Raw genomic sequence first — 26,550 nt, 5'->3', positions numbered from 1 at the left:
CGCGAGGCGTTTCCCCCAAGCAAGAATGTTGCCAACGCTCGAAGGCGAACCCTTTCGATAAGTTAAGCACCTGTCGCACATTTGCACCTGGGGTGGCGTTAAAGAGTTAACTGCCGTCGGTCGAGCCTGCGACCGGCGCCGTGTCCGGGGTGACGGTGGTCGGGAACGGTGGTCGGGACGGCCGATCGCGCTGGGAGGCGGCTGTGTCCGCCGCCGGGGGGGCCGACAAGTCGTCCCCTGTCACGTTCTTTGGTATGGTCGCCGCGTGCACTCCCCCTCGCATCGAGCGCGCGGGTCGCGCAGGCGCGCGGACGGCCCTGGTGGCGGTGCGCTTCTGCGCGGGCGCCCGCGGGCAGGTGGGCGGTACGGCGGCCCGGTGACGAGCGAACGTCGCAGGCGCGGGCGGGTGCCAGGCGCATGAGGCATGACGCTCTCCTCGGCCGCAAGGTGGCCGGGCGGTTCACGATCACCCGCTTCCTCGGCGAGGGCGGGATGGCCAGCGTCTTCATCGCCGAGCGCGACGCCGAGCCCCGCCGGGTGGCGATCAAGATCATGAACCCGGAGTTCACCGCGGACCGCGCGTTCGTCCGGCGCTTCCAGCGCGAGGCGAAGGCGGCGGCGCGGGTGAAGCACCCGAACTCCGTCAAGATCTTCGAGTACGGGATCGAGGGCGCGCTCAGCTACATCGTGATGGAGCTGCTCGCGGGCGACGACCTCTACGTCCTCCTCGAGCGCCACGGCGCGATCGGTCAGGCGAGGGCGGTCCGCATCCTCTCGGAGGTGTGCGAGGCGCTCGCGGTCGCCCACGAGATGGGCGTCGTGCACCGCGATCTCAAGCCCGAGAACATCATGGTGGTCCCGGACCTGACGCACCCTCACGGCGAGCGGGTGAAGGTGCTGGATTTCGGGATCGCGAAGATCCTCGACACCGCCTTCGCCGGCGACGAGCCCGAGATCCACGCCGATCCGCTGTCGGTCGTCACGCGCGCGAACACGTTTGTGGGTACGCCGGCTTACATGTCCCCGGAGCAGTGCGGGCTGCTGCCGATCGATCAGCGGGCCGATCTGTACACGTGCGGGGTGCTGCTGTTCCAGCTCGTCACGGGGCGGCTGCCGTTCGAGGGGGAGACGCCGCTCCACACGGCGACGCTCCACATCCACGCGCCGGTGCCGGTGCCGAGCACCTGCGCGCCGGGGATCGACCGTCGGCTCGAGGCGCTGCTCGTGAAGGCGCTCGCCAAGCAGCCGGCGGACAGGCATCAGACGGCGCGCGAGCTCGGCTATGCGCTGCACACCTTGCTCGCCGATCTGCCCGATACGGCCGTGGGGCTGGGGCCGATCTCGCGCCGGCAGCCGAGCTCGGTGCTCTCGCGGGACGTGCCGCCGCGGCCGCAGTCGTCGCTCCCGCCGCTCACGTCGCTGCCGAGCTCGACGTCGGTGCCGCTCTTCGGCCCGGACCCGCGCGCGGAGGCGTCGATCGAGTCGGCCCGGACGCTCGTCTCCGGGACGGTCGCGCCGGAGACGGGGCCCCCGCCGCCGGTGCAGCTCCGCACGCCCGCCCTGGACTTCCCGCCCACGCTCGATCCGCCGGGCGTGTACCCGTCCATGGGCGCCGAGCCGCAGCGCTGGGCCGCGGAGTCGGTGCCGGAGATCTCGCTGCAGCTTCCGTCCTGGTCCCACAGCGAAAGCGAGGCGCTGCTCTCGGGGAACGGCCTGGCTGGGCCCGGCTCGTCCGACGATGCGGTCGATGCGGGCGATGCGGGCGAGGACAGCACGTTGACGATGGTCCGCCGCGACGAGCTGCTCGGTCCGGCGAGGGTCCGGGTCCACACCGGGTCGTATGATGCGTATGACGAGGGCGACGAGCTCGACCTCACGCCGCCGGGGCGCGAGGTGAAGGCGACGCTCCGCTCCGCCGAGGATTTCGGGCTGGGCACGCCGGAGAAGCGGGCCGAGGTCGGCCTGGTGCGCGTCGATTCCGCGCCGATGCCGCCGACGCCGCCGAGCCCGCAGTTCGACCCGGACGCGGCGGCGTGGGAGACGAGACCGAAGCGCGTCGCCAACACGCTCCGGCTGGTCTCGTACCCGCCGCCGGCCGACAGCCAGATGCCCACGGTACAGCCCGGCGATCTGCAGGCGGCGAGCCCGTCAGGGCTGGGTGCGGCGAGCGCAGAGGTCGCCGGGAGCGCCGCGGCGGGGGCCGCAGCAGAGTCGCTGCCGCTCGGGCTCGCCTCGACGCTCACAGCGGAGCGCACGATCCTGGAGCGCAGCGCGACGATGCCGGATCATTTCCTTGTGCCGCAGGCGCCGCCCGCGCCGTCGCCGGTGCGGGAGCCGAGCTGGCTCGCCGGCAAGCGCGGGCTCATCATCGGCTTCGTCGCGGGGATGATCCTCACGGCGGCGGCGATGGTGCTCCTGATGCGCCTCTTCTCCTGACGCGCTTTCGCTGATGCGCCGCGCCTCCCCGCGCGACCGGCGCGCGCCGCGCGGCGAGGCGCGCTTCAGGGGATGTCGTACGTGAGCAGGCGGCACTCGATCGGGCCGTTGAACACGACGAGCGACCGCTCCGGCCGGCGGCGCATCGCGTGCTCGATGTCCTCGGTGCCGGCGAGGATGGCGACGCGGTGGCCCGCGAGCCGCGAGAGCGCGGCCGCCATGTCGCGGTAGAGGTCGAGCGTCCCCGGGAGGCGCTCGCCATAGGGCGGGTTGGTCAGCACGTGGCCCGGCGGCGCCGTCGGCGCGAGCACGGAGATGGGCTGGCAGCGCACGTCGAGCTGCACGCCGGCCATCCGGGCGTTGCCGCGGGTGATCTCGACGGCGCGGGGATCGATGTCGGCGGCGAGGATGGGCGGGCCCTCGGGCCGGATCCGCGCGCGGGCGGCGTCGCGGAGGGCGGTCGTGCGCTGCGCGGCGGCCTGATCGTGGCAGGCCCACCGCTCGAAGCCGAAGCGCTGCGCGCGCAGGCCGGGGGCGATGTCCCGCGCCCAGAGCGCCGCCTCGAGGGCGATGGTGCCGGCGCCGCACATCGGGTCGACGAGCGGGCGGGCGCGGTCCCAGCCGGAGAGGCGGAGCAGCGCGGCGGCGAGGGTCTCCTTGAGCGGCGCCCCGCCGATGTGCGTGCGGTAGCCGCGGCGGTGGAGCGCGGCGCCGCCGAGGTCCGCATAGAGCGTCGCGTGGTCGTGGACGAGGTGGACGAAGAGGGCGAGGTCCGGGTCCTCGAGGTCGACCGACGGGCGCGCGCCGACGCGGCGCCGGATCTGGTCGACGATGGCGTCCTTGGTCCGCTGGGCGATGAACTGGGTGTGGGTCAGCGCGCTCGAGCGGCAGGAGGAGCGGACCGCGAGCGTGTGGACCGGGCTCAGGTAAGGCGCCCAGTCGACGCGGGAGACGCCCTCGTAGAGCGCGTCCCCGCTGGGCGCGTCGAAGGAGGCGAGCTCCGCGAGCACGCGCACGGCGGTGCGGAGCTCGATGCAGGCGCGGAAGCCCTCGTCCGCCGCGCCGGCGAAGTGGACCCCGCCGCGATCGGCGCGGACGCCGCGGAACCGGAGCTCGCGGAGCTCGTCGCGGAGGGCGGGCTCGGTGCCTTTGGCGGCGGTCGCGAAGAAGTCCATGGCGACCGGGCTTGTAGCCGAACCGCCGCGCGGCGGCCCTCACGAACGGCCCTGCGGCTGCCGGACGAGCCGGGCGAGCCGCGGCGGTGGCACTGGATTCGCACGGAGCTCGGCGAGCTCGTTGATGTGTGGGTCGGGCGCAGGCACGCCGGCGCTCGGCAGAGGGGGTGAGCGGACTCGGCCCTTCCGGGCCGCTCGGGAGCGTGACGCCTGCGCGCGGGCTGCGGCGAGCGGGCGGGGGAGCGAGGGAGCGGGAGCGCCGCACGGCGGAGAGCGCCGGCACGGCGACAGGAGAGGAGGGGGAAGCCATGCAGAGTCGGACGGCGACCGTGCGCGGCATCAACATCGCGCTCGGGGTCTGGTTGGTCATCTCCGCGTTCCTCTGGCGGCACAGCCAGGGGCAGTTCACCAACACCTGGGTGGTGGGCGCGCTGTGCGTGCTCTTCGCCGTGCTCGCGATCTGGGCGCCCCGGGCGCGCTATCTCAACACGATCCTGGCGATCTGGCTCTTCCTCAGCGCCTGGTCGATACCGGCGCTGTCGGCGGGGACGGTGTGGAACAACGCGCTCGTCGCCATCGGCCTCTTCATCGTGTCGCTCGTCCCGACCGAGGTCGCGGTGCGGCGGTCGCGGACCGTGCCGCGCCTGTAGCAGCCGTCGGGCCGCGGCGAGCGGGGGCGTGGCGTCCGGTCCGGGGTCGCCGGCAGGCCGCGTCCCCACGTCCGGCTCGTGGCGTGTTCGCCTCGGGGCGTCGATCGTGTATAGCGGCGTCGCGAGCGCCGCGCCCGAGCCCGCGAGAGGATGCCCCCATGAAGCTCAGCGTCAACGTGAACAAGATCGCGCTCCTGCGGAACTCGCGGGGACACGACGCCCCGAACGTCCTCTCCTTCGCCCAGAAGATCGTGTCCTACGGGGCGCACGGCATCACGATCCATCCGAGGGCCGATCGGCGGCACATCACACCGGACGACGCGCGGGCGGTGACTCGCCACATCACCACCGTGGAGACGAACTTCGAGGGCGATCTCCGCGAGGAGTTCCTGGACCTCACGCTCGAGCTCAGGCCGACGCAGTGCACGCTGGTCCCGGTGACGCCCGGAGAGCTCACCTCGCACCGCGGCTGGGACGTCGTGAAGTGGCGCTTCCTCCTCCAGCCGGTGGTGAAGCGGCTCAAGGAGGAGGGGATCCGGACAAGCCTCTTCGTCGAGGCGGACCCTGCGGTCGTCCCGGTGGTCGCGGAGATGGGGGCCGATCGCATCGAGATCTACACCGGGCCTTACGCAGAGGCGTTCGATCGCGGCGATCACCGCGCGGAGCTCGACAAGATCGTCGCGACCGTGCGGGCCGCCGTGGCGGCCGGGGTCGGGATCAACGCGGGGCACGACCTCACCGTGGAGAACCTCGCGCCGCTCGTGAGCGAGGCGCCGCAGATCCAGGAGGTGTCGATCGGCCACCACCTCGTGGCGCTCGCGCTCGAGGTCGGCATGCAGCAGTCCGTGCTCGACTACCTCACGGCGGTCGAGGGGCGCCGCGCGCCGGCGCGGTAATCGAGGGGCCTTCCGGCTCGACGAATCTCAGGCCGTTGCTACCAACACGGGTATGCTTCATTCCTCGCGGGGGCATGGGCGGTTTTTCCCGTTCGCGCGGGTCGTCATGTCCAGAAGCGACGATATCACGTCGATCGTGGAGGTCGTGTGCGGGGCTGCGGGGAACACTCCCCGGCCTTGAGAGGCACTCCCCGGCACCATCCAGTACGCTTCGGTCCAGCGGTACTTCGGTGCGACGAACGTGCGGTCGACTCGCGCGTCGAGGTCTCTGAGACGATCTCGGTCGTTCACCTTCGGTGGGACGCGCCCCTCGAGGACGAGGCGCTTGCCCGGCGCCGTATCGAACGAAAACGGGCCGTCGGACGCCGCCCGCTGACCCCCACGGCGCCCCGCCTCCGGAGCTCCGGACAATGCTACGTGGGCGTGTTCCAGCTGAATTCAAGTATGCTATCGTTGTAGTCGCCGTCGTCTCCATTTTCAGCGACGATCACCATGAGATTGTAGTTGCCTATCGTGTAAGGGCCGCCAGATTTCAGCTGGCGGGACTTGATCCATTCTGCGTTGATGTCCGTTTGATACTCGAACTTCGCTTGCAGCTTCGCTCTTGAATTGGAGACGACGGTCGACTGGCCCGTCATCGCGTTGCGCTCACCAGAGCCTGCGAAGACGCACAGGACCTCATCGTTGCGAGTCACGGTTATCTTTTGAGTGTACCTTGAGTTGGTCGTGACTTTGATGGTTACGGTCACACCATCCGGAAGCTCATCGATTTCACAGGCGTTGCCGTTCAATTGAGGCATGTGCTCATGGTCCTTCCTATGGATCGCGCCCCGCGGCCGGGCGAATGACCGTCGAGAACGGGGACGGTTTCGCGGCGTCAGAGGATGGCTATCAAACCTGCCGCAAGCGTGCAACGACAAACATCTTCCTGTGCTGGAAGCGGTCATGGGCAGACCGATCTGACTCAGCCGAGCACGGCGCGCCGGTCCTGCGACGGGGCAAGCTGGTGTCTCACGGGCCAGGACGGCTCGCCCGGCGCCGTCCCCCGCCGGGCTTGACATGGGCAAAAGCCCTACGTTCCTATCCGCCGCGACATACGCTCCGGCTCATGGAGCAGCTCCGTGCGGACGTGGGGTCCGACCTCGCACGCGCCCGAGGTGCGCGCCGACGAGGCGAGGCCGGCTCGCTCGGCATCGACGGCGCGCCGTTCTTCGTGGTCGGCGGCCGCTCCGCCGTGTCCGGTGCGCCGTCCGGCGCGGGCGCGACGCCCGGCCGGTCGTGGCGTCGCCCCTCGAGCGGCGCTCGCGCCAGGGCGTCGTTCCCAATGACGCGCGCCGTGGCGTCCCTCCTCAGGCGCTCCTGCTCCTCGCCCGGCGCGCCGGGCCGGCGCCGCGGCCGCCGGGACATGGATCGAGGACGAACAGGCGTGCCGTCGTGGCTCATCGAGGCCGCCATCGCTCCTGGCGAAGGCGGCTTGTCGCTCGCGGCTGAAGACGAGGGCTTGCTGGCTGGCTGGCCCTATCCGCGCCGCCAACGAGGCCGCATGGGCATGCGCCGCGACGGAGGAGCCAGCAGGCTGTGGAGTGAAGGCGGCACTTTGCGAGCATGGCACACGTGAGCTCGTCAATGATGTTGACGCGGAGCACGTTTCCGATAGGATGCGAGCTCGCTAAAGAGGACAGTGATGAACTTGAGAATGTTAAAGTTTCCGGTCGCATCGTCATGGTTCGCGCTCACGGTGATCGCCTGCGCGCCCAGCAACCAAGGCAACCAGGTTGGCTCTCCCAATCAGGCGAGCGCTACAAATCAAGCCAGCAGCGCCGCTCCGGCCGGCACCTCGAGCCAGAGCGGCGCGGCTCAGGCGTCCCCGGCGGCGGAGCCTGCGCCCCTGGGTCCCCCGCTTCAGCCGGCCGCCAAAGGGGCGTACTTCACGGGTGAGTATCGCAATCTGTTCGCCGAGCTGGGGCACAAACCCGCCGAGATCGACGCCAAGATCGCGAAGGCCTACGCGCAGCTGTTCCATGGCGATCCCAAGGAACAAGCCGTCATGTTCGCGGCGGGGAAGAACGCGAGCGGCCCCAAGGCGTACATCATGGACATCGGCAATAATGACATCCGCTCCGAAGGGATGTCGTACGGCATGATGATCGCCGTGCAGGTCGATCGAAAAGACGACTTCGATGCTCTGTGGAACTGGGCCAAGTCTCACATGTATCATGCGGATCCGCGTCACCCCGGGTTCGGCTATTTCTCCTGGCAGATGCGCCCGGATGGCACGGCCATCGATGAGAATCCTGCCGCCGACGCGGAGGAGTATTTCGCCACGGCATTGCTGTTCGCGTCCCATCGCTGGGGGAACGGCAAAGGGATTTACGACTATCGGAAGGAGGCCTTGAGCCTCCTCGATGCGATGAAGAACCGCAAGTCCATCACCGGACCGGTCAACGCAGACAAGCGCAAGACCACGCTGCTCTCGCTCTTCAATGCCGAGCACAAGATGGTGCGGTTCACGCCTGACTCGGACAACTTCTCGAAGAACGGCGATCATACGGATCCGTCGTATCACCTGCCTGCGTTCTACGAGATCTGGGCAGTTTGGGGCCCCGAGGCGGATCGTGCGTTCTGGGCCGAAGCGGCCAAGGTGAGCCGCGATTACTTCGTCAAGACGACCCATCCGAAGACCGGGCTCGCTCCGGATTACTCCAATTTCGATGGCACGCCCAAGGCTGCTTCCTGGGACGCGGGGACCGCCAACTTCCGTTACGACGCGTTCCGTACCGCGATGAACTGGTCGGTGGATGCGGCATGGTGGGCGAAGGATCCGCGGGAGACCGAGCTGAGCGATCGACTTCTCGCCTTCTTCGAGTCACAGGGCCCCAAGTACCGGGCCAACTTCACCCTCGAGGGGAAGCCCATCGTCGAGCACGATTCGCTCGGACTCGTGTCGATGAACGGCGTTGCGGCGCTGGCTGCTACCCATCCGCGGGCCTGGCGCTTCGTCGAGGACGTGTATCAACGTGAGGCGCCCACGGGCAAGTGGCGGTACTATGACGGCATGCTCTACACGATGTCCCTGCTGCACCTGAGCGGGAAATTCCGCGTCATCATGCCGCCCGCGCAGGCCTCGGCGTCGACTGCTTCAGGTAAGCGCTAGTCCGGCAGGTGTGGGGGCGGCATGGCGTGGGCGCTCGGATCACTCCTGTGATTGCGGGCGCCCAGTGCTGATCTGGCCAGAATGAGCCCGTGCAACTCACCCGCGAGACGCGCCCTCGCCGCCGCGACCGTGGCCGCCGCGCTCCTGTCTCCGGCCGCGGCCAGCGCCTCGAGCTCGGCGCCCGCGTTCACCGGCCTGGGCTCCGCCGTCGTCGAGGCGCTCAATGAGCTCCGCTTCTGGGGCCAGGCCCAGATAGGCGCCGCAGCCGCGATCAGCGATTGGGAGGATCCGGGCGGGGTGAGCCTGCGCGCCTCGATGAGCGTGCGCGGAATCGGTCTCGCCGGCGCGATCCGCTATGAGCAGGTGGAGGGGCGCGGCGGCGGCGTGCTCGCGCTCGGCGGCCAGCTCCGGCCGCTCGCCTTCGCCCAGATGACGACCTACGAGCGGATTGACCCTTTTCTGAGCCTGGGCGGTGAGGTCGGCGGCGAGCAAGGCGCGCTCCGCGCCGACCTCTATGTGGGCGCTGGCCTCGATTTCGCGCTCTTCCCCGAGGAGGACGCGCAGCCCACGCTCGTCCTCGAATACCAGGTCCGCCCCCTCCGCACGCCCTCGGACACGCCGCTCCAGATCCTGCACCTCGGCGCCGCCATGCGAGGCGTCTTCTGACGCTACTGCGAGAAGTCGGGCTGCGAGGGGGACCGCCATGGCCCCAAGGGCGCGCGCCTCAGAGCTGCATTCCGCCGCTCGCCTCGATGCGCTGGCCGTTGATCCACTGGCCCTCGGGCGAGAGCAGCAGCGCGACCAGGCCGCCGATGTCGTCGGGGAGCCCGACCCGGCCGAGGGCGGTCTGGGCGGCGATCATCTTGTTGAGCTCGGCGTTGTCGCGCACCGCGCCGCCCCCGAAATCGGTCTCGATCGCGCCCGGCGCGAGCACATTGACCGCGATCTTCCGCGATCCGAGCTCCTGCGCCATGTAGCGGGTGAGCACCTCGACGGCGCCCTTCATCGCGGCGTAGGCGGCGTACCCGGGGAAGGAGAACCGCGTGAGCCCCGACGAGACGTTGAGGATCCGCCCCCCGTCCGCGATGAGCGGAAGGAGCTTCTGCGTGAGGAAGAACGTCCCCTTCAGGTGGACGTTCATGAGAGCGTCGAACTGCTCCTCCGTCGTCTCGGCGAAGCTCGCGTGGGCGCCGATGCCGGCGTTGTTCACCAGGTAATCGAGACGATCGCGCCCGAAGCGGCCGGCGAGCTCCGCCTTCACCGCCCCGGCGAACGCGTCGAAGCTGCGCGTATCGGCGGCGTCGAGCGCGAGGGCCGCTGCGGTGCTCCCCTTGGCCTCGATCTGCTTCACCACGTCGGCCGCCTCGGCCGCGCCGCTGCGGTAGGTGATGACGACGCCCACGCCGCGATCGGCGAGGTGGAGGGCCATGCTCTTTCCCAGGCCGCGGCTTCCGCCGGTGATGAGGGCGACGGGATTGGGCTTCGATGTGCTCATGATCAGGTCCTTTCGCGGGTGACGCGGCCGCTCGCCGCTGTCTGCGAGCATGAATAGCGCTCCGTTCCGGGTTGATAAAGGCCGGGAGAACCGACACACTGTTTCGCCAGGCGAAACAATGAGCGTCGACCTGGAGTCGCTGAAGATCTTCGTGAAGGTGGCCGAGCTCGAGAGCTTCACGCGCGCCGGCGAGCACCTCGGGATGCCCAAGGCGCGCGTGTCGCTGCGGCTGAAGGCGCTCGAGGCGGAGCTCGGCAGCCGGCTCCTCCAGCGCTCGACGCGCGTCGTGCGCCTCACGCCGGACGGGGAGGCGCTCCTCCCGCGGGCGCGCCGCCTCGTGCTCGAGGCCGACGACATCGGCGGGATGTTCCAGTCGGCGAGGGCCCTGCGCGGGCGCGTGCGGATCGATCTGCCGGTGAACTTCGCGCGCAACGTCATCATCCCGCGCCTGCCCGAGCTGCTCGCGCGCCACCCCGAGCTCGAGATGGTCGTCAGCACGACCGACCGGCGCGTCGAGCCGCTCCGCGAGGGCTTCGACTGCGTCGTGCGCATCGGCGCCCCGGGCGACGCGGAGCTCGTCGGCCGCAGGCTCGGCGTCCTGCGGATGATGAACTGCGCGAGCCCGGCGTACCTGCGCAAGCACGGCACGCCCCGTCGACTCGAGGATCTCGACCGGCACCTCGTCGTGCATTACTCGTCGGCGCTCGGCGCCGAAGCGCCGTCGTTCGAGTACCCCGATGACGGCGGCTACCGCGAGCGGCCGATGCGCAGCGTGGTGACGGTCAACGGCGCCGACGCCTATCGCGCGGCGTGCGTGGCGGGCCTCGGCATCATCCAGGCGCCGCGGGTAGGGGTGCTCGAGAGCATCACCGCAGGCGTGCTCGTCGAGGTCCTGCCCGCCCTCACCTGCGCGCCCATGCCGGTCTCGCTCCTCCACACGCACGGCAGGGGCGTGCCGCGCCGCGTGCGCGCGGTGATGAGCTGGATCACCGAGGTGCTCTCTCCGCACCTCGACGCGCTCGACCGCTGAGCGCGCGGGCGTGTTCAATCGATCTGCGTGATCGTCGAGACTGGCAATCTCCTCTCTCCGCGCGCGCGTTGTTCGGTGTTCGTTTATTCTTGTGTGTGCCCGCTGTCGTCGCAGGTGGGAGCGTCTCGGTATGTCATGAGCCCGCTTGTGCGCTTCACGTGCAGGATAACCAAGCTCGCTTCATCTGGCGAGTTGAAATTGCCAGATCGCTTTTGGTGTGCCCTGTCGCACAGATTGGCAATTGTCGATTGCCGTCGATGAAGTTGGTCCTGTAGGGTCATCACACTACGGCTTGCGGTTTAAGACGTACGAAAGGGGAGCGAACGTCATGACATACCTTCCTACTTGTTCTTCCATTGGAGCACAGGGGCTTCGCCGCTTCGGCTGCGCGATTGCAGCGGTGTCTGCGCTCACGGCGCTGTCGGCTCCGGCGAGCGCGCTCCCGGCGTTTCCCGGTGCAGAGGGCTTTGGCGCCGTCGCGACCGGCGGGCGCGGCGGGCGCGTCATCAAGGTCACCAACCTGCGGGCGAGCGGGGCGGGCAGCCTCCAGGCGGCCCTCGACGCGAGCGGGCCGCGCATCATCGTCTTCGACGTGAGCGGCGTGATCGAGGGGGATGCCGTCATCCGCAATGGAAACGTCACCATCGCGGGCCAGACGGCGCCGGGCGCAGGCATCACCGTGCGCGGCCGCCTCCTCGCCAGGTACTCGAATGCGGTCAACAATGTCATCGTAAGATTCCTGCGAGTCCGCCCTGTGTTCGGCGGCTCGGCCGGAGAGCAGTTCGACGGCGCGCAGTTCTCGCTGAACTCGAAGCTGATCCTCGATCACGTCTCCATCGCCTGGGGCGTCGACGAGACCCTGGATCTCTATGAGGCAGATGACGTCACGGTGCAGTGGTCCACCATCGAGTCGTCGTCGACCACGGGCCATCCAGAGGGGGCGCACAATTACGGTCTCATCAACGGCCCTGATGGCCATCGGATCACGATTCATCACAACCTGTTCGCGCATCACAAGGCGAGGTGCCCAGCGGTCGCGAACGGCCCCGCCGATATCCGCAACAACGTGGCTTACAATGTCAGGCACGGGTTCGTGCATCACAACCGGGCGAGCGGCCAGTTCAACATCGTGGGGAACTCGTACATCAAGGGGCCGAGCGATCAGCTGATCCCCTTCTATTTCGACGGCAGCGCGGGCGCGGGGCTCAAGTACTTCCTCGCCGACAACCACATCGACGATCCTGGCAGGTTCACGGGGGTGGTGAACAACCCCTGGCAGAAGCCGTACCTCCACCCGAGCTTCAGCCGGCTCAACAAGCCCGAGTCGCACCGCGCGTCGTCGCAGTTCAACTTCTCGCGCGACGTCCCGGGGTACATCCCCGTGACGACGCACAGCGCGGCGGATGCCTCTCGGCTCGTCCTCGCGCAGGCGGGCGCGCTGCCGCACGACGTCGTGACGAGAGGCGTCCTTCAGAACATCGAGCGCCGCGACGGCGCGTGGGGCGCTCGCTACGCGAAGAACCTGATGGAAGGGCTCACCCCCGGGAGGGCGCCCGCCGACGCCGACGGCGACGGCATGGCGGACGCGTGGGAGCGCGCGCACGGCCTCAGCCCGTCCAGCGCAGACGATCACAGCAGGGTGATGTCGTCCGGCTACACAGCGGTCGAGGAGTACATCAACGAGCTCGCCGCGGCGCTGATCAGCGATGCAGAAAGCAGCCTGGCGATGCTCCAGGGCGACGAGCTCGACTAGCGACCTCGTCGCCCTGGCTCGTGATAGGCCTCGTTCGCGGTGCCCGAGGAGGAGGAGGTGCTCGACGGCTCGACAAGCGCGTCGTGGCCCCGGTGCGTCCTGTCCGCGCCGCACCGCGTCGCCGACGAGCTCGTTGCGCAGCCCGTCTTGCCTGCTAGGTTCCCCGCGGCGCTCGACGAGAGCGTCCCGGACGAGACGCGCCGTACCCGGTCAGGACAAGACGACGCAGCCACACCACGAGGAGATTCGTCTTGTCCTGGCTGTTGTTGCTGTTCGCAGGTCTGCTCGAAGTCTGCTGGGCTGTCGGACTGAAGTACACACAGGGCTTCACGCGCCCGCTGCCCACCGTGCTCACGATCTCCGCGATCATCGCGAGCCTCGTGCTCCTCGAGGCCGCCTCGCGGACCCTGCCCATCGGCACGGCCTACGCCGTCTGGGTCGGCATCGGGGCGTTCGGGGCGGCGATCGCCGGCATCTTCCTGTTCGGCGACCCTGCAACGCCCGCGAGGCTCGGCTTCCTCGCGTTGCTCGTCGTGTCCATCCTCGGCCTCAAGCTGTCGAGCCCCTGAGCGATCTCCGCTCCGGCGCGCACGACCGACCGCCGCGGGTCGACTAACCTCCCCTCCATGCACGGAACCCCCGAAGCCCGCGCCCTGCACGCGCAGTTCCCCGCCATCGATCTCCACGCCGACAGCCTCATGTGGGCGCGCTGGGTCGGCTACGATCTGCACGAGCGCCACGAGCCGCCGCTGCCGCTCGCTGCCCTGGCCGGGCACGTCGATGTCCCCCGCCTCGTCGAGGGCGGCGTCGGCGCGCAGTTCTTCGGCCTTGTCTCGGTGCCCATCGGGCAGCGGCGCGGGCTCGCCGCCGTCGTCGACGAGCAGATCGACCTCCTGGAACAGGCCGTCCGCGCGCAGCCGGGCCGCCTCATGAAGGCGCTCACCGCCGAGGACATCGAGGCGGCGAGCGCCCGCGGCGCCGTCGCGGCGCTGCTCGGGATCGAGGGGGCGCACGCCCTCGAGGGCGACCTCGACACGCTCGAGCGCTTCGCGCGGCGCGGCGTGCGCTACCTCGGGCTCTGCCATTTCAGCGCCAACGACGTGTGCTATCCCGCCTACGGCCGCGGGCGCAGGGACGGTGAAGGCCTCACCCCCTTCGGCCGCGAGGTCGTGCGCCGCGCCGAGGATCTCGGCGTCATCGTCGACCTCGCGCACATCAACCGCGCTGGCTTCCTCGAGGCGTGCGCGCTCGCGCGCCGGCCACCCATGGTCAGCCACACCGGCGTTGCCGGCGCGTTCGAGCACTGGCGCAACATCGATGACGAGCAGCTCCGCGCCCTCGCCGACCGCGGCGGGTGCGCCGGGATCATCTTTTGCCCGCTCTACCTCGGCGGCAACGGCCTCGCCCCCGTGGTCAAGCACCTCCTGCACATCATCAACGTTGCCGGCGAGGACACCCCCGCGCTCGGATCCGATTGGGACGGCTTCATCGTTCCCACACGAGAGCTGTGCGATGCCGCCCATCTTCCGCTCTTGACGGATGCGCTGCTCCAAGCTGGGTTGAGCGAGCGTGTCATCGGCAAGTTGCTGCGCGATAACGTAATGCGCACCTTGAGCGATAATCCGCTTCCAACGAGGCTCCAGGCTGCGTAGTCTCTCTCGACAGGGCCGTCGGGGTGGGTGGTCCCTCCGGCGCTGCACGAACTCATCCTCACGCGGAGCGGATGCAGGCCATGACTCTCCATCGCCTCGCTGCACAGGGCTATGCCACTGCAGCGGATGCCTATGAGAAGGGGCGCCCCGACTACCCGCGCGGCGCGATCGAGCTCCTGCTCGACACCCTCCGCATCGACGCCGCGAGCACCGTGCTCGATCTCGGCGCGGGGACCGGCAAGCTCACGCGCCTCCTCGTGCCGACGGGCGCCCGGCTCCTCGCGCTCGAGCCGGTCGAGGGGATGCGCCGCAAGCTGGGCCAGATGGTCCCGTCGGCCATCCCGCTCGACGGCGTGGCCGAGGCGATCCCCTTGCCCGAGGCGTCGGTCGACGCCGCGGTCGCCGCGCAGTCGTTCCACTGGTTCCACGGCGATCTCGCGCTCACCGAGATCCACCGGGTGCTCCGGCCGAGGGGGCGCCTCTCCCTGCTCTTCAACCTGCGGGACGAGCGCGTCGACTGGGTCGCTCGCATCTCCCACATCCTCGACCGCTACGGCCGGGATGCCCCGGTCCACCGGTTCGGGGCCTGGCGCCAGCCTTTCTCCGACTCCCGCCTCTTCGCATCGATCCGAGAGCACGAGCTCACCCACACGCAGGAGCTCGATCTCGACGGGCTCCTCGAGCGCGTCGCCTCGACCAGCTACATCTCCGCGCTCCCCCTGAAGGAGCGGTACGCGGTCCTGAACGAGGTCCGCGAGCTGGCCGGGAACCACCCGGACCTTGCGGGCAAGAGCGTGTACCTCTTTCCGTACCGGACGCTGGTGGCCTTCTACGAGCGGCGCTGAGCGTCCCGCGCGCCCGCCGAGCGCCCCGCGCGTCCGCCGAGCGCCCGCCGAGCGCCCCGTTCGCCGGCCGAGCATCCCGCGCGCCCGCTGCGGGAGGCGCCGTGCTAGAGCGGCGCCGCATGTCGGCGCATGAAGTCGTGATCGTCGGCGGCGGGCCGGCGGGCCTGAGCACGGCGATCTTCCTTGCCCACCATCGCCCGGCCCTCACCGACAGGATCGTGGTGCTCGAGAAGGAGCGCTACCCGCGGGACAAGTGCTGCGCGGGGGGGCTCGGCGAGCGAGCGGACAGGGCGCTCGCGGCGATCGGGGTGACGATCGACGTGCCCTCGGTCGTGGTGCACGGCGTCAGCGCGGCGTTCCAGACCGGCGAGATCGCGCTCCGCGAGGGGAACATCGGCCGCGTCGTCCGGCGCGTCGAGTTCGATCGCGGCCTCGCCCTCGCCGCGCGGGCGCGAGGCGTCCGGATCGTCGAGGGGGCGCGGGTCACCGGCGCCTCCCTGGGCCCCCACGGCGCCCGGATCGAGAGCTCGGCCGGGGTCTTCGACGGCCGCGTCGTCGTCGGCGCGGACGGGGTCGGCAGCGTCGTTCGCCGCGCGATGGGGCTGCCGTTCGGCAGGCTGCGCGCGCAGGCCGTCGAGGTCGACACCGAGCCCGTCGCGGGGGACCGGGCGCGCGACCTCCTGCACTTCGAGATGCGGGACCGCTCGTTCCCCGGCTACCTGTGGGATTTTCCCACGATCGTGGGCGGGCGCGAGCTCGTCTGCCGGGGAGCGTACGTGCTGCACGAGGGCGCCCTCGGCGCAGCGCGCCCCGCGCCCGACGCCGAGCGCGTCCTCCGGAGCCGGCTCGCGGCGCTCGGCCTCGACCCGGACCGCTACCGGCGGAAGCGCTTCGCCGAGCGCGGTCTCGACCGGAGGGCCGCGGTCGCGCGGCCTGCGGCCCTGCTCGTCGGCGAGGCCGCGGGCATCGATCCGATGCTGGGAGAGGGGATCGCCCAGGCGATCGCGTACGGCGCCCTCGCGGGTGAGTACCTCGCCGAGAAGCTCGAGGCCCGCGATCTCGGGTTCCACGACTGGGCCCGGCGCGTCGAGCGCTCGCTGCTCGGCCTGGACATCCGGTTCCGGCGCCGGGTGATGCGCGCCTTCTACGGCGCGCCGCGGGAGCGCGTCGAGCGCTATCTCCTCGGCGAGCCGTCGTTCCTGCGCTTCGGCATGCGCCACTTCGCCGGCAGACCCCAGCCGGCGCCCGACGCGCTCCGCGCCGCGGCGACGGGCGCGCTCGTCGTCGGCCGGCTCGGGATCGAGCGCCTCGTCGCGTCGCTCCCGCCGCGGGGCGTACATGGCGATGGCGATGGCGACGGCGCTGGCGCGCACCCGTAGCGACCCGCGCCGCGCCCGTGCGCGCCGGCCCCCCTCGACAGCGCCATGCTAGCATCGCCGGCCATGATCGCGCCGATTCAGCCGGCGGCCGGGATGCTCTTCGGAGAGTTCCGGATCGTTCGACCCCTCAGCGCCGGGGGCATGGGCGCCGTGTACATCGCCGAGCAGGCGAGCACCGGCAAGCTGCGCGCCCTCAAGCTCATGCACCCCCAGCTCTGCGCCGACACCCGGCTGCGCGAGCGCTTCGAGCAGGAGGCGCGGGTCGGCGCGCTGGTCGAGAGCGATCACATCGTGCAGGTGATCGGCGCCGGCATCGACCCGGCGAACGGCGTGCCGTGGCTCGCGATGGAGCTGCTCGAAGGGGAGGACCTCGCGCAGCGCATGAAGCGCTGCGGGCTGCTCCCGCCCCAGGAGGTGCACGAGATCTTCCGGCAGCTCTGCCACGCGCTCGGCGCCGCCCACCGGGCGGGCGTGGTCCATCGGGACATGAAGCCGCAGAACGTCTTCCTCGCGAGGACGCACAGCGCGACGGCGCCGTGGTCGGTCAAGGTCCTCGACTTCGGCATCGCGAAGATCGCCGCGGAGGCGAGCACGATGGCGACCGCGTCGCTCGGCACGCCGCTCTGGATGGCGCCCGAGCAGACGGACACGCGCGGGCAGATCGCGCCGGCGACCGACGTGTGGGCGCTCGGGCTCATCGCCTTCGCGATGCTCACCGGCCGCACGTACTGGCGCGCCGCGAACGACCCGATGGGCACCGCGATGCCCGTGCTGCTCCGCGAGATCCTCTTCGAGCCGATCGACCCGGCCTCGACGCGCGCGACGGCGCTCGGGAGCGCCGGCAGCATCGTGCACCCGTTCGACGCCTGGTTCGCGCGCTGCCTCGCGCGCGAGCCGTCGGAGCGCTTCCAGACGGCGCAGGAGGCGTTCGACGCGCTCGGGCCGGCGCTCTTCGCCGACCCGCGCAGCGCGCGCCCCGCCGGCGCCGCGATCTCGGCGGCGCCGCCCGCCATCGCGGCGGCGGCTGTCACCTCCGCGGGGACGGCCTCGCGCCTCTCGATGACCGGCCCGACCGAGGTGGCCGCCGACGCGCAGCGCCCGCCGCCAGCGGCCCCCGGCGCGCGCTGGGGTGCGCCGCCTTCCTCGCAGCCGGCGGATCGGTCGCGGCAGGGCGCGTCCTTTGCGCCGGCGAGCGCGCCGGCCCTGGCGAGCAGCGCGCCGGCGGAAGCCCTCCGGAGGCCGGCCCGGTGGAGGCCCATGCTGCTCCTCGCGGGTGGCCTGCTCGGCGGCGCTGCGGGGGCGGCGGCGCTCGCGTTCGCCACCGGCCGCACGCCGCGCGATGTCGCGCTGGTGCAGCGCCTGCCCGCGCCGGCGCGCCCCACGGTGGTCAGCGCGGGCCGCGGCGACGGGGCGCGCCCGCCGGCCGCCGGCGCGGACGGCGCGGACGCCCAGCCGTCGGCGCCCGGCCCTCGCAACGGGCTGGTGCCCCTGCCGAAGGCTCCGCGCCCCTCGCGCGAAGGCGGCGCGCCCGCGCCCTCGACCACGGCGCAGCCGAGCGCGGCGAGGCCGTTCGATCACGCGGCGGCCCACGCCGCGCTGCAACGCAAGGGGTCGACCGCGCCGGTCCACTGCAAGGGCAGGGAGGGGCCGAAGGCGGTGACGGCGCGCGTGTTCTTCAACCCCGCGGGCGCGGTGCAGCGCATCGGGATCGATCCGAGGGTCGCGATGACCCCGGCCGGGAGCTGCGTGCACATGGTGCTCGGCTCCACGCGGGTGCCGCCGTTCGACGGGAACGAGCTCCAAGAGGTCTCGACGACCGTCGCGATCGAGTGAGCTCCGCGGGCGGAGCTAGAACGCCAATCATGTTGAAACCCGGAGAATTTTCACAGGGAGGCGAGGAGGCGGGGAGGAAGAAAAAAATGAATTTCTCCCTCTCGCCGTCTCTCGCTCCCCGCCTCCTCGCCTCCCTGTGAAAATCCTGCTTTTTTTCGGGGTTTCAACCCGTTTGTCGCTCTAGCGGCCGGCCGGCCCGGTCACGGGCCCTCGGAGACGCACTCGCCCTCGCCGCGGAAGTGCCCGAGCGTGCGCGAGAGCGCCGCGACGAACGCACCGAGATCATTGATATTTCCGGCGCTGCCCGTGCCGTAGCCGCCCTCCTCGATCGCGACGAGGCGCACCGCGGCGAGCTCCTCCAGGGTGACGGCGCCGTCGCCGTCGGCGTCCGCGGCGGCGATCGGCGCGAAGCGGCGCGCCGCGGTCGCGGACTGGAGGTCGTCGTAGAAGAAGTGGTCGCCGTGGATCGTGAGCTCCACGGTGTCGGTGCCGCCGTTCGTGACGAGGACGCCCTCGGTCTCCTTGCCGGCCTTCTCGCCCTGGCAGTCGGCGTAGCGCGTCGCGAGCGAGAAGGTCCAGTCGAGGCGCTTCTCGTCGCCGCCATCCCCCTTCCGCGCGATCGCCTCGATGTGCACCGACGCGCCCGCTGCCAGCATCAGCGCCTTGTCCTCCTCGGTCGCCCCGTCGAGCGCGGTGTCCGCGTCCGCCGGGCCGATCTCGTAGGAGACGCGCTCCCAGGGCTTCGCCTCGAGGCCCTCGAACGTCACCACCGGCTTCACGCCGGGCTTCGTGTGGTCGACCAGGATCGAGCCCTCCATCCGGGCCCCGACGTTCCCCTCGCGATCGGCGACGGTCACGTTCCGGAGGACGAACAGGAACTTCTCGTACCGGATGCTCCAGCCGTCCTCGAGATCCGCGGCCGGGATCTCCTGCTCGATGTACTCTTCTCCCCACGTCGAGAACGCCACGCTCCCGGCCCCCGCCGCGCCGTCGTCGCCGCAGCCGGCGAGCGCCGTCGCGGCGAGCGACAGCGCCGCCGCGCACATTCCTCCGGTGATCCTCATCGCTCCTTCTCCTTCTCCTGCGGGGCGCCGGGCGCGAACGAGAGCGCGTAGGCCGTCCCCTTCTTGAGGCCCCGCGCGAAGCCGCGCCGGGCCTGGCTCTCCGGCTCGAGATCGGCCGGCGCGCCGTCGTCGCTCCCGGCCACGTCCTCGAAGTCGACCTGGTCGAGCCAGACCGCCGGCTTGACCACGAGCGTGACGACGCCGGGCCCGTCGAGGTAGACCTCCTCGAAGACGCACCCTTCCACCGCCGGCTCGCCGGTCGCGCCGCTGACGACGTCCGCGAGCAGGGCGCGCGCGCGGAACACGCGCGCGACGTCGCCCTTCTCGGCGCGGCCCTCGAGGGCGACGACGTGCCCGTCGAGCTCCGCGGCGAACGGGCCCGCGGGCGGCGCGCCGAACGTGAAGCGCGCCGATCGCACGACGCCGCTCACCGCGTCGGCGTCCGCGAGCGGGGTCGCCCCCTCCAGCAGGTCGACCGAGGTGGGCTGCGTCATCTGGCCCCTCGCCTCGCCGGCTTGATAATGGCCCGGGTGGGCGTGCGCCTCCGGAACGGCCCAGCGGGCGAGCCGGTCGAGCAGCGAGGGCGCGCCGCCGCGGCCCGGCGCCCCGCGCCGCGCCGTGAACGGGGCGCCCTCGAAATAGTAGAGCGGCCCGACCGACAGGTGCGCCTTCGACAGGGTGATCGTCCAGCCGAGCGCGTTCGTGAACGGCTCGGCCGGCGCCGCGTCGGCGGCGATCTCGGTCGCGAGCGTGAGGCGCTTGCCGGCGGTCGAGTCGCCGTCCGCGGCGCCGCACCCGGCGGCGAGCGCGCCCGCGGCGAGGAGCCCCGCCGCGGCGAGCGCGGCGCGCCGGCGGGGCCTTTCGTGTGCTGTGGTGGACGTCATCGAGGACCTCATCCGAGAAAGAGAGAGAGCGAGACGAGGAAGCTGCGCGGGGCGCCGACCGTCACGTGCCGCGCGGGCAGGAGGTCGGGCGCCGCGCCCCGGGTGAAGCTCGACGGGTAGACGAACTCGCCGTCGAACCAGGCCGCGTCGAGGAGGTTGTAGACGTCGAGCCCGAGCTCGACGCGGTGGTAGCGGAGGTGCGCCGTCACGTCGGTGAGGAGCGCGTCGCGCCCGATCTCTCCGTACGGCAGCGGGCGGCCGTGGAGCAGCGTCACGCCGGCGCCGGCGCGGGCCTCGAGGCGCCGGCCGAACAGCGCGCCGAGGCGCGGCGTCACCGCGAGATCGGCGCGCGCGACGACCTGCGGCACGAACGGGAGGAGATCGCCCGCCGCGTAGCGCCCGCCCGCGGCGGTGAAGGCGGCCCGCGTGTACGTCAGGCCGACGCTCGACACGAGCCACGGCGCGGGGCGCGCGACAGCGTCGAGGGCCACCCCGGTGCGGGCCGTGGCGGGGACGGGCTCGTTGCGGCCGATCGCCTCGTCGAAGACGAGATCCTCGCTGAGGCGCGCGTGGAACAGCGCCGCCGACGCCCTCACGAGCTCGTCCGCGTAGCGGAGCCCGGCCTCGGCGGAGAGCGCGCGCGTGAAGGGGGCCCGCTCGCCCTCGCCGAGGCTGCGCGCCTGGGGCGAGCGGAACCCCTGGCCCACGCTGGCGAGCGCGTGCAGCCCGGGGAGCAGCGTCACGTCGATCGTGCCCTTGCCGCCCACGTGGACGCCCTGCGCGCTGCGCGCCTGCGCGCCCTCGCCGGCGTGGTCGACGACCTGGTAGGCGAGCCCGTCGGCGCGGAGCCCGCCGCGCACCGTGACCCGCCGAACCGGCCGGATCGACGCGTCGAGGTAGCCGGCGAGGTCGGTCGCGCGGACCTTCGCGTCGACGAGCGTCGCGGTCGGCCGGCCGTCGACGGCCGCGAGGCGCCGCTGCGACTGCTCGATCCAGTCGGTGCGCGCGACGATGCCCGCCTCGAACGTGTCGCGATCCGACAGCACCGGGAACCTGAGCCGGTACGAGGCGGTCGCGCCCGCCGTGATCGCCTCGTTGAGCTGCTGGGTGGCGTCGCCGGAGGTCGGATCCGTGAGGTAGCCGGTGAAGTTCGAGCGCAGGCGGAGCGCGCGCAGCACGACGAACGGCGCGAGCGAGAGGCCCTCGCCGCGGGCGGCGTCGCCGCCGGACGAGCGCAGGTCGACGACGAGCTGCGCGCGCGAGGAGTCGCCGCCCTGATCCGGGTCGTACGAGGCGAAGCGGTCGACCTTGCCCGCCTCGAGGTCGTCGAGGCGCAGGACGCCGGCGGAGCCGAAGCGCGAGGCGAACGCCGACACCATCACGCGCGCGCGGACCCCCGCGAAAGGCTCGTAGACGCCCTGCGCGATGGCCGAGGTCCGGCTGGCGGCGCGGGCGGGGCCGAAGCCGTCGGTCGTGTACGCCTCGAAGGCGGCGAACGTGGTCTCTTCGGCGTGCTCGGGGTGGTAGGCGAGGAAGAGCCGTCGCGCGCCGAACGAGCCGGCGGAGGCGGTGGCGGTGATCCCCGGCTCGTCGTAGCCGAGCTCGAGGCGCACGGTCCCGGCGACGGCGAAGTCCCCCTGGCGCGGGTCGTACGACCCGGGTTGCGCGCGGAGCTCGCGGATCACCTCGGGCATCACGAAGTGCAGATCGGCGTAGCCCTGCCCGTGGACGTTGGACACCTCGTTGACCGGCGCGCCCGCGATCCAGATCTCGAGGTCCTGCCCGTGGACCGCGTCGAAGCCGCGGAAGAAGATCTGGTGCGCCTTGCCCTCGCCGCTGTGCTGGGCGGCGAACACGCCCGGCACGAGCTGCAGCACGTCGCTCGCGGTGCGGTGGGGCGCGGCCCGCACCTCGGCCCGCTCCCGCACCGTCTCGGAGGCGCTGCGCGGCGGCGGCGCGCCCTGCACCACGACCGCGACCGGCGCGGCGTCGCCGGCGCGCGCCGGGACGGCGGCCGTGGTGATAAGGAGCAGCGCGAGCGCCGTGCGCAGGGAGAGGATCACAGCGGGACCGCTCAGTAGCACGTTTTTTTGAGTTCGTGCTACGCAGCTGGATGCGCTCGCTCGCCTGGGACCCCACCGGCGCGCCTGCTAGAGGTTTCAGGCGGCGGGCGCGGGGTGTCCGCGGCGTTCCTTGTCGCTGGCCGCCTGGCGCCGTTCCTGGACGAGCAGGGGCTATTTCTCGATGCCCGCTCGATTCGTGCGCTGGAGCGGATCGCGATAGCGATCGCGACAAGATGACGCATTCAGGTTGGTGACGACGCGGCCTATCGTGGCGCGCGTTGTTCCTTGGTTCCTCAGGAGGACTCTCATGAAACGCGGTCTTCGTGCATCACGGCTCTTGTTCCCGCTGGTCGGGGCGGCGCTCTCGCTCACGGCGTGCGGCAGCGATGGTGGGGTGAACCCTGTCGATGGCACCTCATCGACCTCGACGGGCGCCGCCGGCGGCGGGGCCGGCGGGGGCGGCGGGGCCGGCGGGGCCGGCGGCGAGGGGGGGAGCGGCGAGGCAGGCGGCGGCGGGGCCGGCGGCGGCGACGCGGCGGTCGCTGTCGAGCTGCAGTTCGAGGGCCGCGTCCGCGACGAGGTGTTCTCCTGCAGCGACACGTACGCTGTCGGCACCGCGGCGACGGACGTGAAGCTCAACGACTTCCGCCTGTACATTCACGATGTACGCCTGCGCCGCGCGGACGGCGAGGTGGTGCCGCTCTCGCTCGAACAGGACGGGCTGTGGCAGCACGAGAACGTCGTGCTCCTCGATTTCGAGGACAGGTCGGGCAGCTGCGCCAACGGGACGCAGGAGACGAACGGGCTCGTGCGCGGGACGGTTCCGGCCGGGGAGTACGATGGCCTGTCGTTCAAGCTCGGCGTCCCGTTCGAGCTCAACCACGGCGACGCCTCGGTCGCGCCGTCGCCGCTCAACTTGACCGGGCTGTTCTGGAGCTGGCAGGCCGGGTACAAGTTCCTGCGCCTCGACAGCGTCTCCGAGGTGGGCGAGAACCCCTTCCTCGTGCACGTCGGGAGCACCGGCTGCGTCGCCGGCGAGGGCGGCGAGATGGCCGCGTGCGATCGCCCCAACGTGGCCGAGATCGTCATCCAGGACATCGATCCGCTCACGACGAAGGTGCTCGTCGACTATGCGGCGCTCGTTTCGGACAGCGACGTGTCGGGGAACGCCGGCGGCACGCCCGGTTGCATGTCCGACCCGACGGATCCCGACTGTCCGCCGCTGTTCCTCCACCTCGGCATTGACACCGCCGACGGCTCGCCGCGCCCCGAGCAGCAGTCGTTCTTCAGGATAGACTAGGAGCCATGACCATGTTCCCCCTGGTGAACGCCCTCCGCCGCTCCGCGCTCTCCTCTGTCCTGGCCGCGCTGGCGGCCCTCGCCTGTGCGTGTGGCGACGACGTCGTCTCGCCGGGCGCGGGCGGGCCTTCGGGGGAGGGCGCCGGCGGCCAGGGCGGGGGCGATGGTGGAAGCGGCGGGGGAGGCGACGCGGGCGCGTACGTCTGGGGGCTGCCGCCGGGCTTCCCGGTGCCGAAGGTCCCCCAGGACAACCCGATGTCGTCGGCCAAGGTCGAGCTCGGCAGGCGGCTGTTCTACGACAGGCGCCTGTCCGGCAACGGCACGTACTCCTGCGGCTCGTGCCATGTCCAGGAGCTCGCGTTCACCGACGGCCTCGCGAGCGCCGAGGGCTCGACCGGCCAGCTGCACTCGCGCGGCTCGATGGCCCTGGTCAACGTCGCTTACCTCACGACGCTGACCTGGGGGAATCCGCTCCTCGACACGCTCGAGGAGCAGGCGCTCCTTCCCATGTTCGGCGAGACGCCTGTCGAGCTCGGGCTCGCGGGCATGGAAGAAGAGCTGTTCGAGCGGCTCCGGGACGAGCCGCTGTACCAGGAGCTCTTCCCCGCGGCCTTCCCCGGCGACGAGGCCCCCATCGACCTCGCCAACATCACGAGGGCGATCGCGGCGTTCGAGCGGTCGCTGCTCTCGTACCGCTCGCCCTACGACCGGTACCGCTACGACGGCGACCCTTCGGGGATGCCGGACGCGGCGCTGCGCGGCATGGATCTCTTCTTCTCCGAGAAGCTAGAGTGCTTCCACTGCCACGGTGGCTTCAACCTGTCGGACTCGGTGCAGCACGACGGGACCACCTTCACGGAGGTGATGTTCCACAACACGGGTCTCTACAACATCGGCGGGAGCGGGGATTATCCCGAGGGCAACGCCGGGGTCTACGAGATCTCCGGCAACGAGGCGGACATGGGCCGGTTCCGCGCGCCCACGCTGCGCAACATCGCCCTCACGGCGCCGTACATGCACGACGGCAGCGTCGAGACGCTCGAGGAGGTGCTCGACCATTACGCCGCAGGAGGGCGCACGATCGAGGACGGCCCCAACGCCGGTGTGGGGAGCGAGAACAAGTTCAAGAGCGAGCTCATCACCGGGTTCGATCTCACAGCAGAGGAGAAAGCAGACGTGATCGCCTTCTTGCAGAGCCTGACCGACGATGAGTTTCTGAAGGACCCGCGCTACGCGGATCCGTGGGCGGAGGCGCCGTGAGCCGGGCACCCATCCTCCAGAGGGCGCTCCTCGTCCCCGCGCTGGCGGCGCTCGTGTCGGCCGCGATGTACGCCGGGGCGTGCGGCCACGACCACGACCACGGGGACACGTCGAGCGGGACGTCGTCCGGGCCGAACCTGGACGACGTCATCTACGAGGGCGGCGCGACCGACGAGGCGCTGCTCGCGCTGCTCGCGGCGGCGCCGAAGGACGAGCCGTCGCAGGGGACGGTGTTCGATGCGCCCGCGGAGGGCGCGACGCTCGCCGGCGACGCCGCGCCGGAGCTGACCTTCCGTGTCGCGGGCGCGGCGCAGTGGATGGCCCCTCGGGCCGCGCCGGCGCTGCGGTTCGCGGGCGCCGCGCCGGGGGCGGGGGATTCCGGCGCGGCGGGGGCGTCGCTCTGGGCGGAGGTCGGCGCGCTCCTCGGGCCGGTGCGCGCGGCGCGGGCGCACGGGACGCCCATCAACGGGCGCGCCTACTTCCTTGTCTTCTCGACTGCAGAGCGCGAGGGGCTGCTCCGGGTGTTCACGACGAAGCTGAGCTACACGCCGGACGCGGCGGCCTGGGAAAAGCTCCGCGCTGCCGGCGCGCCGATCACCGCCAGCGTGATCAACGCGGTGTTCGAGAACAACCGCATCGTGCAGGGCGGCGGACCGTTCCCAGGCGAGCCGGTCTCCTTCTCCGTGGCGCCCTGAGGGCCTCCGTGGCGCCCTGAGGGCTCCGTGGCGCCCCCGAAGGCCCTCCAGGCCCCTCTGGCGCCCTGAGGGCCTTCCGTGGCGCCCTGAGGGACTTCCGTGGCGCCAGCGTCCCACGGCGGCGGTCAGGCGCGCGATCCTCGCGACCATGGCTGTCACCGCGTCCGTCCCCGCGCGCACGCCTCTTCCCGCGCTCCGGGAGCCCCCGTGCGCTGTGCGCCGCCCCGGAGCGGCCGAGCGGCTTCTCGGCCCGCGCCGTGGCCAGCCCCGACGCCCTCCCGAGGGCTACCAGCAGCCGCGGCGCTGACCCATGTAGCGCGTCGGGGGGATCTTCATCATGACCATGAGGACGAGCGGGCGGACGGAGCTCGAAGCAAGCGCCGGGCATGCGGAATCCGCGATCACCAACAGCCTGGAGCAGGTGCGTGACATCCTGTGCGGCGCCCAGCTCCGCGAGCTCGCTCGCCGGCTCTCGCACACCGACGCTCAGGTCGCCGCCCAGGCGGAGGAGCTCCGGATCGAGGCGCGACGGCGCCTGGACGTGCTGGAGGCGCACGTGCGCAGGGAGATCGAGGCGCTCAGCGCGTCGATCGAGGCCCACCGCGCGGCCGGCGTCGGCGCGCTCGGCAACGTCGCGCGCGATTCGCGCGAGGGGCTCGAGCTGCTCGAGCAGCGGGTCCAGCGGCTGGAAGATCTCGTGGCGCGCACGCAGCGCGAGCTCCGGCAACAGCTGCTCGAACAGTCCAACTCGTTCCTCGACGAGACGCGGCGTACGCGGAGCGAGCTGAGCAACCTGCTCGAGCGCGAGCTCGCCGCCATGTGGACCGACAGCGCCGACGCGGGCGCGCCGGACACGCCGACGCGCGAGGGGGCCGCGGAGTCCGAGCGGTACCAGAAGACGGAGCGCCGCTCGGACGAGGCCGCGTGAGGCGACGGCGCCGCTCCTGCGAGCGGGCGCGGAGGTCCGGAGACGAACGATGGGACAGC

Annotated in this window: 22 protein-coding genes and 1 riboswitch; of the genes, 16 read left to right on the top strand and 6 right to left on the bottom strand. The window is 71.5% G+C overall.

All coding sequences use genetic code 11. The features are described 5' to 3' along the window. Nucleotides 1–417: 417 nt before the first annotated feature. Entirely contained in the window at nt 418–2,436 is a 2,019-nt protein-coding gene (locus WMF36_RS30945) for a serine/threonine protein kinase (RefSeq protein ID WP_437574366.1), read from the top strand. A 65-nt stretch (nt 2,437–2,501) separates the two neighbouring features. Here the strand turns inward: WMF36_RS30945 and WMF36_RS30940 are convergent, their stop codons facing one another. Then, nucleotides 2,502–3,611 carry a THUMP domain-containing class I SAM-dependent RNA methyltransferase gene (locus WMF36_RS30940; RefSeq protein WP_437574365.1) on the bottom strand — a complete coding sequence of 370 codons (1,110 nt, stop codon included), beginning with the start codon at nt 3,609–3,611 and terminating at the stop codon, nt 2,502–2,504. A gap of 308 nt (nt 3,612–3,919) precedes the next feature. On the opposite strand from WMF36_RS30940, the gene WMF36_RS30935 reads away from it, so the two are divergent. Continuing rightward, on the top strand, nt 3,920–4,261 hold the full coding sequence (locus WMF36_RS30935) for an SPW repeat domain-containing protein (protein WP_437574364.1): 342 nt from the start codon (nt 3,920–3,922) through the stop codon (nt 4,259–4,261). Nucleotides 4,262–4,419: 158 nt separating this feature from the next. Further along, nucleotides 4,420–5,157 carry a pyridoxine 5'-phosphate synthase gene (locus WMF36_RS30930; protein ID WP_437574363.1) on the top strand — a complete coding sequence of 246 codons (738 nt, stop codon included), beginning with the start codon at nt 4,420–4,422 and terminating at the stop codon, nt 5,155–5,157. 413 nt (nt 5,158–5,570) lie between these two features. Here WMF36_RS30930 and WMF36_RS30925 read toward each other — a convergent pair whose 3' ends face one another. Further along, nucleotides 5,571–5,957 carry a fucose-binding lectin II gene (locus WMF36_RS30925; protein WP_437574362.1) on the bottom strand — a complete coding sequence of 129 codons (387 nt, stop codon included), beginning with the start codon at nt 5,955–5,957 and terminating at the stop codon, nt 5,571–5,573. Nucleotides 5,958–6,841: 884 nt separating this feature from the next. Between WMF36_RS30925 and WMF36_RS30920 the strand changes: the two genes are divergently transcribed. Both WMF36_RS30920 and WMF36_RS30915 read left to right on the top strand, forming a co-directional pair. Then, nucleotides 6,842–8,311 carry a glycosyl hydrolase family 8 gene (locus tag WMF36_RS30920; RefSeq protein WP_437574361.1) on the top strand — a complete coding sequence of 490 codons (1,470 nt, stop codon included), beginning with the start codon at nt 6,842–6,844 and terminating at the stop codon, nt 8,309–8,311. 81 nt (nt 8,312–8,392) lie between these two features. Further along, entirely contained in the window at nt 8,393–8,977 is a 585-nt protein-coding gene (locus tag WMF36_RS30915; RefSeq protein WP_437574360.1) for a hypothetical protein, read from the top strand. Nucleotides 8,978–9,035: 58 nt separating this feature from the next. Here the strand turns inward: WMF36_RS30915 and WMF36_RS30910 are convergent, their stop codons facing one another. Then, nucleotides 9,036–9,806: an SDR family NAD(P)-dependent oxidoreductase gene (locus WMF36_RS30910; protein ID WP_437574359.1), complete on the bottom strand. Its 771-nt coding sequence runs from the start codon at nt 9,804–9,806 to the stop codon at nt 9,036–9,038. Nucleotides 9,807–9,924: 118 nt separating this feature from the next. Between WMF36_RS30910 and WMF36_RS30905 the strand changes: the two genes are divergently transcribed. The 7 genes from WMF36_RS30905 to WMF36_RS30875 all read left to right on the top strand — a co-directional run bounded on the left by WMF36_RS30905 (nt 9,925) and on the right by WMF36_RS30875 (nt 18,298). Continuing rightward, on the top strand, nt 9,925–10,836 hold the full coding sequence (locus WMF36_RS30905; protein WP_437574358.1) for a LysR family transcriptional regulator: 912 nt from the start codon (nt 9,925–9,927) through the stop codon (nt 10,834–10,836). 400 nt (nt 10,837–11,236) lie between these two features. Next, nucleotides 11,237–12,589 carry a pectate lyase family protein gene (locus WMF36_RS30900; protein WP_437574357.1) on the top strand — a complete coding sequence of 451 codons (1,353 nt, stop codon included), beginning with the start codon at nt 11,237–11,239 and terminating at the stop codon, nt 12,587–12,589. A 164-nt stretch (nt 12,590–12,753) separates the two neighbouring features. Next, a riboswitch (guanidine-III (ykkC-III) riboswitch) is annotated at nt 12,754–12,819 on the top strand. Nucleotides 12,820–12,840: 21 nt separating this feature from the next. After that, on the top strand, nt 12,841–13,158 hold the full coding sequence (sugE, locus tag WMF36_RS30895; RefSeq protein ID WP_437574356.1) for a quaternary ammonium compound efflux SMR transporter SugE: 318 nt from the start codon (nt 12,841–12,843) through the stop codon (nt 13,156–13,158). Nucleotides 13,159–13,215: 57 nt separating this feature from the next. Next, a complete protein-coding gene (locus WMF36_RS30890) occupies nt 13,216–14,241 on the top strand; it encodes a dipeptidase (RefSeq protein WP_437574355.1) in 1,026 nt (341 codons plus the stop codon). An 80-nt stretch (nt 14,242–14,321) separates the two neighbouring features. Next, the gene (locus WMF36_RS30885) at nt 14,322–15,086 is read left to right on the top strand and encodes a class I SAM-dependent methyltransferase (RefSeq protein ID WP_437574354.1); all 765 of its coding nucleotides are present in this window, start codon (nt 14,322–14,324) and stop codon (nt 15,084–15,086) included. A gap of 119 nt (nt 15,087–15,205) precedes the next feature. Then, nucleotides 15,206–16,465 carry an NAD(P)/FAD-dependent oxidoreductase gene (locus WMF36_RS30880; RefSeq protein ID WP_437574353.1) on the top strand — a complete coding sequence of 420 codons (1,260 nt, stop codon included), beginning with the start codon at nt 15,206–15,208 and terminating at the stop codon, nt 16,463–16,465. A gap of 63 nt (nt 16,466–16,528) precedes the next feature. Further along, nucleotides 16,529–18,298: a protein kinase domain-containing protein gene (locus WMF36_RS30875; protein WP_437574352.1), complete on the top strand. Its 1,770-nt coding sequence runs from the start codon at nt 16,529–16,531 to the stop codon at nt 18,296–18,298. A gap of 200 nt (nt 18,299–18,498) precedes the next feature. On the opposite strand, the gene WMF36_RS30870 is transcribed toward WMF36_RS30875, so the two are convergent. From WMF36_RS30870 to WMF36_RS30860, 3 genes are read right to left on the bottom strand one after another with little or no spacing between them, the layout of a single operon-like run. Next, nucleotides 18,499–19,362, bottom strand: a complete 864-nt coding sequence (locus tag WMF36_RS30870; protein ID WP_437574351.1) for a hypothetical protein — start codon at nt 19,360–19,362, stop codon at nt 18,499–18,501. Beyond that, a complete protein-coding gene (locus tag WMF36_RS30865) occupies nt 19,359–20,246 on the bottom strand; it encodes a hypothetical protein (protein WP_437574350.1) in 888 nt (295 codons plus the stop codon). The genes WMF36_RS30870 and WMF36_RS30865 overlap by 4 nt, the downstream gene beginning before the upstream one ends. A gap of 8 nt (nt 20,247–20,254) precedes the next feature. Beyond that, the gene (locus WMF36_RS30860; protein ID WP_437574349.1) at nt 20,255–22,309 is read right to left on the bottom strand and encodes a TonB-dependent receptor; all 2,055 of its coding nucleotides are present in this window, start codon (nt 22,307–22,309) and stop codon (nt 20,255–20,257) included. Nucleotides 22,310–22,616: 307 nt separating this feature from the next. Between WMF36_RS30860 and WMF36_RS30855 the strand changes: the two genes are divergently transcribed. The 4 genes from WMF36_RS30855 to WMF36_RS30840 all read left to right on the top strand — a co-directional run bounded on the left by WMF36_RS30855 (nt 22,617) and on the right by WMF36_RS30840 (nt 26,491). Further along, on the top strand, nt 22,617–23,609 hold the full coding sequence (locus WMF36_RS30855) for an MbnP family copper-binding protein (protein ID WP_437574348.1): 993 nt from the start codon (nt 22,617–22,619) through the stop codon (nt 23,607–23,609). A gap of 5 nt (nt 23,610–23,614) precedes the next feature. After that, nucleotides 23,615–24,868: an MbnH family di-heme enzyme gene (locus WMF36_RS30850; RefSeq protein WP_437574347.1), complete on the top strand. Its 1,254-nt coding sequence runs from the start codon at nt 23,615–23,617 to the stop codon at nt 24,866–24,868. After that, nucleotides 24,865–25,563, top strand: a complete 699-nt coding sequence (locus tag WMF36_RS30845; protein WP_437574346.1) for a hypothetical protein — start codon at nt 24,865–24,867, stop codon at nt 25,561–25,563. The genes WMF36_RS30850 and WMF36_RS30845 overlap by 4 nt, the downstream gene beginning before the upstream one ends. 337 nt (nt 25,564–25,900) lie before the next feature. Next, complete coding sequence (locus WMF36_RS30840) at nt 25,901–26,491, top strand: hypothetical protein (RefSeq protein ID WP_437574344.1); 591 nt, start codon at nt 25,901–25,903, stop codon at nt 26,489–26,491. The last annotated feature ends 59 nt before the right edge of the window (nt 26,492–26,550 follow it).

Source organism: Sorangium sp. So ce887 (assembly GCF_051521455.1).
GTDB lineage: Bacteria > Myxococcota_A > Polyangia > Polyangiales > Polyangiaceae > Sorangium.
Note: the sequence above shows the minus strand (reverse complement) of the source record. Positions and strands in the feature narration are given on the sequence as shown.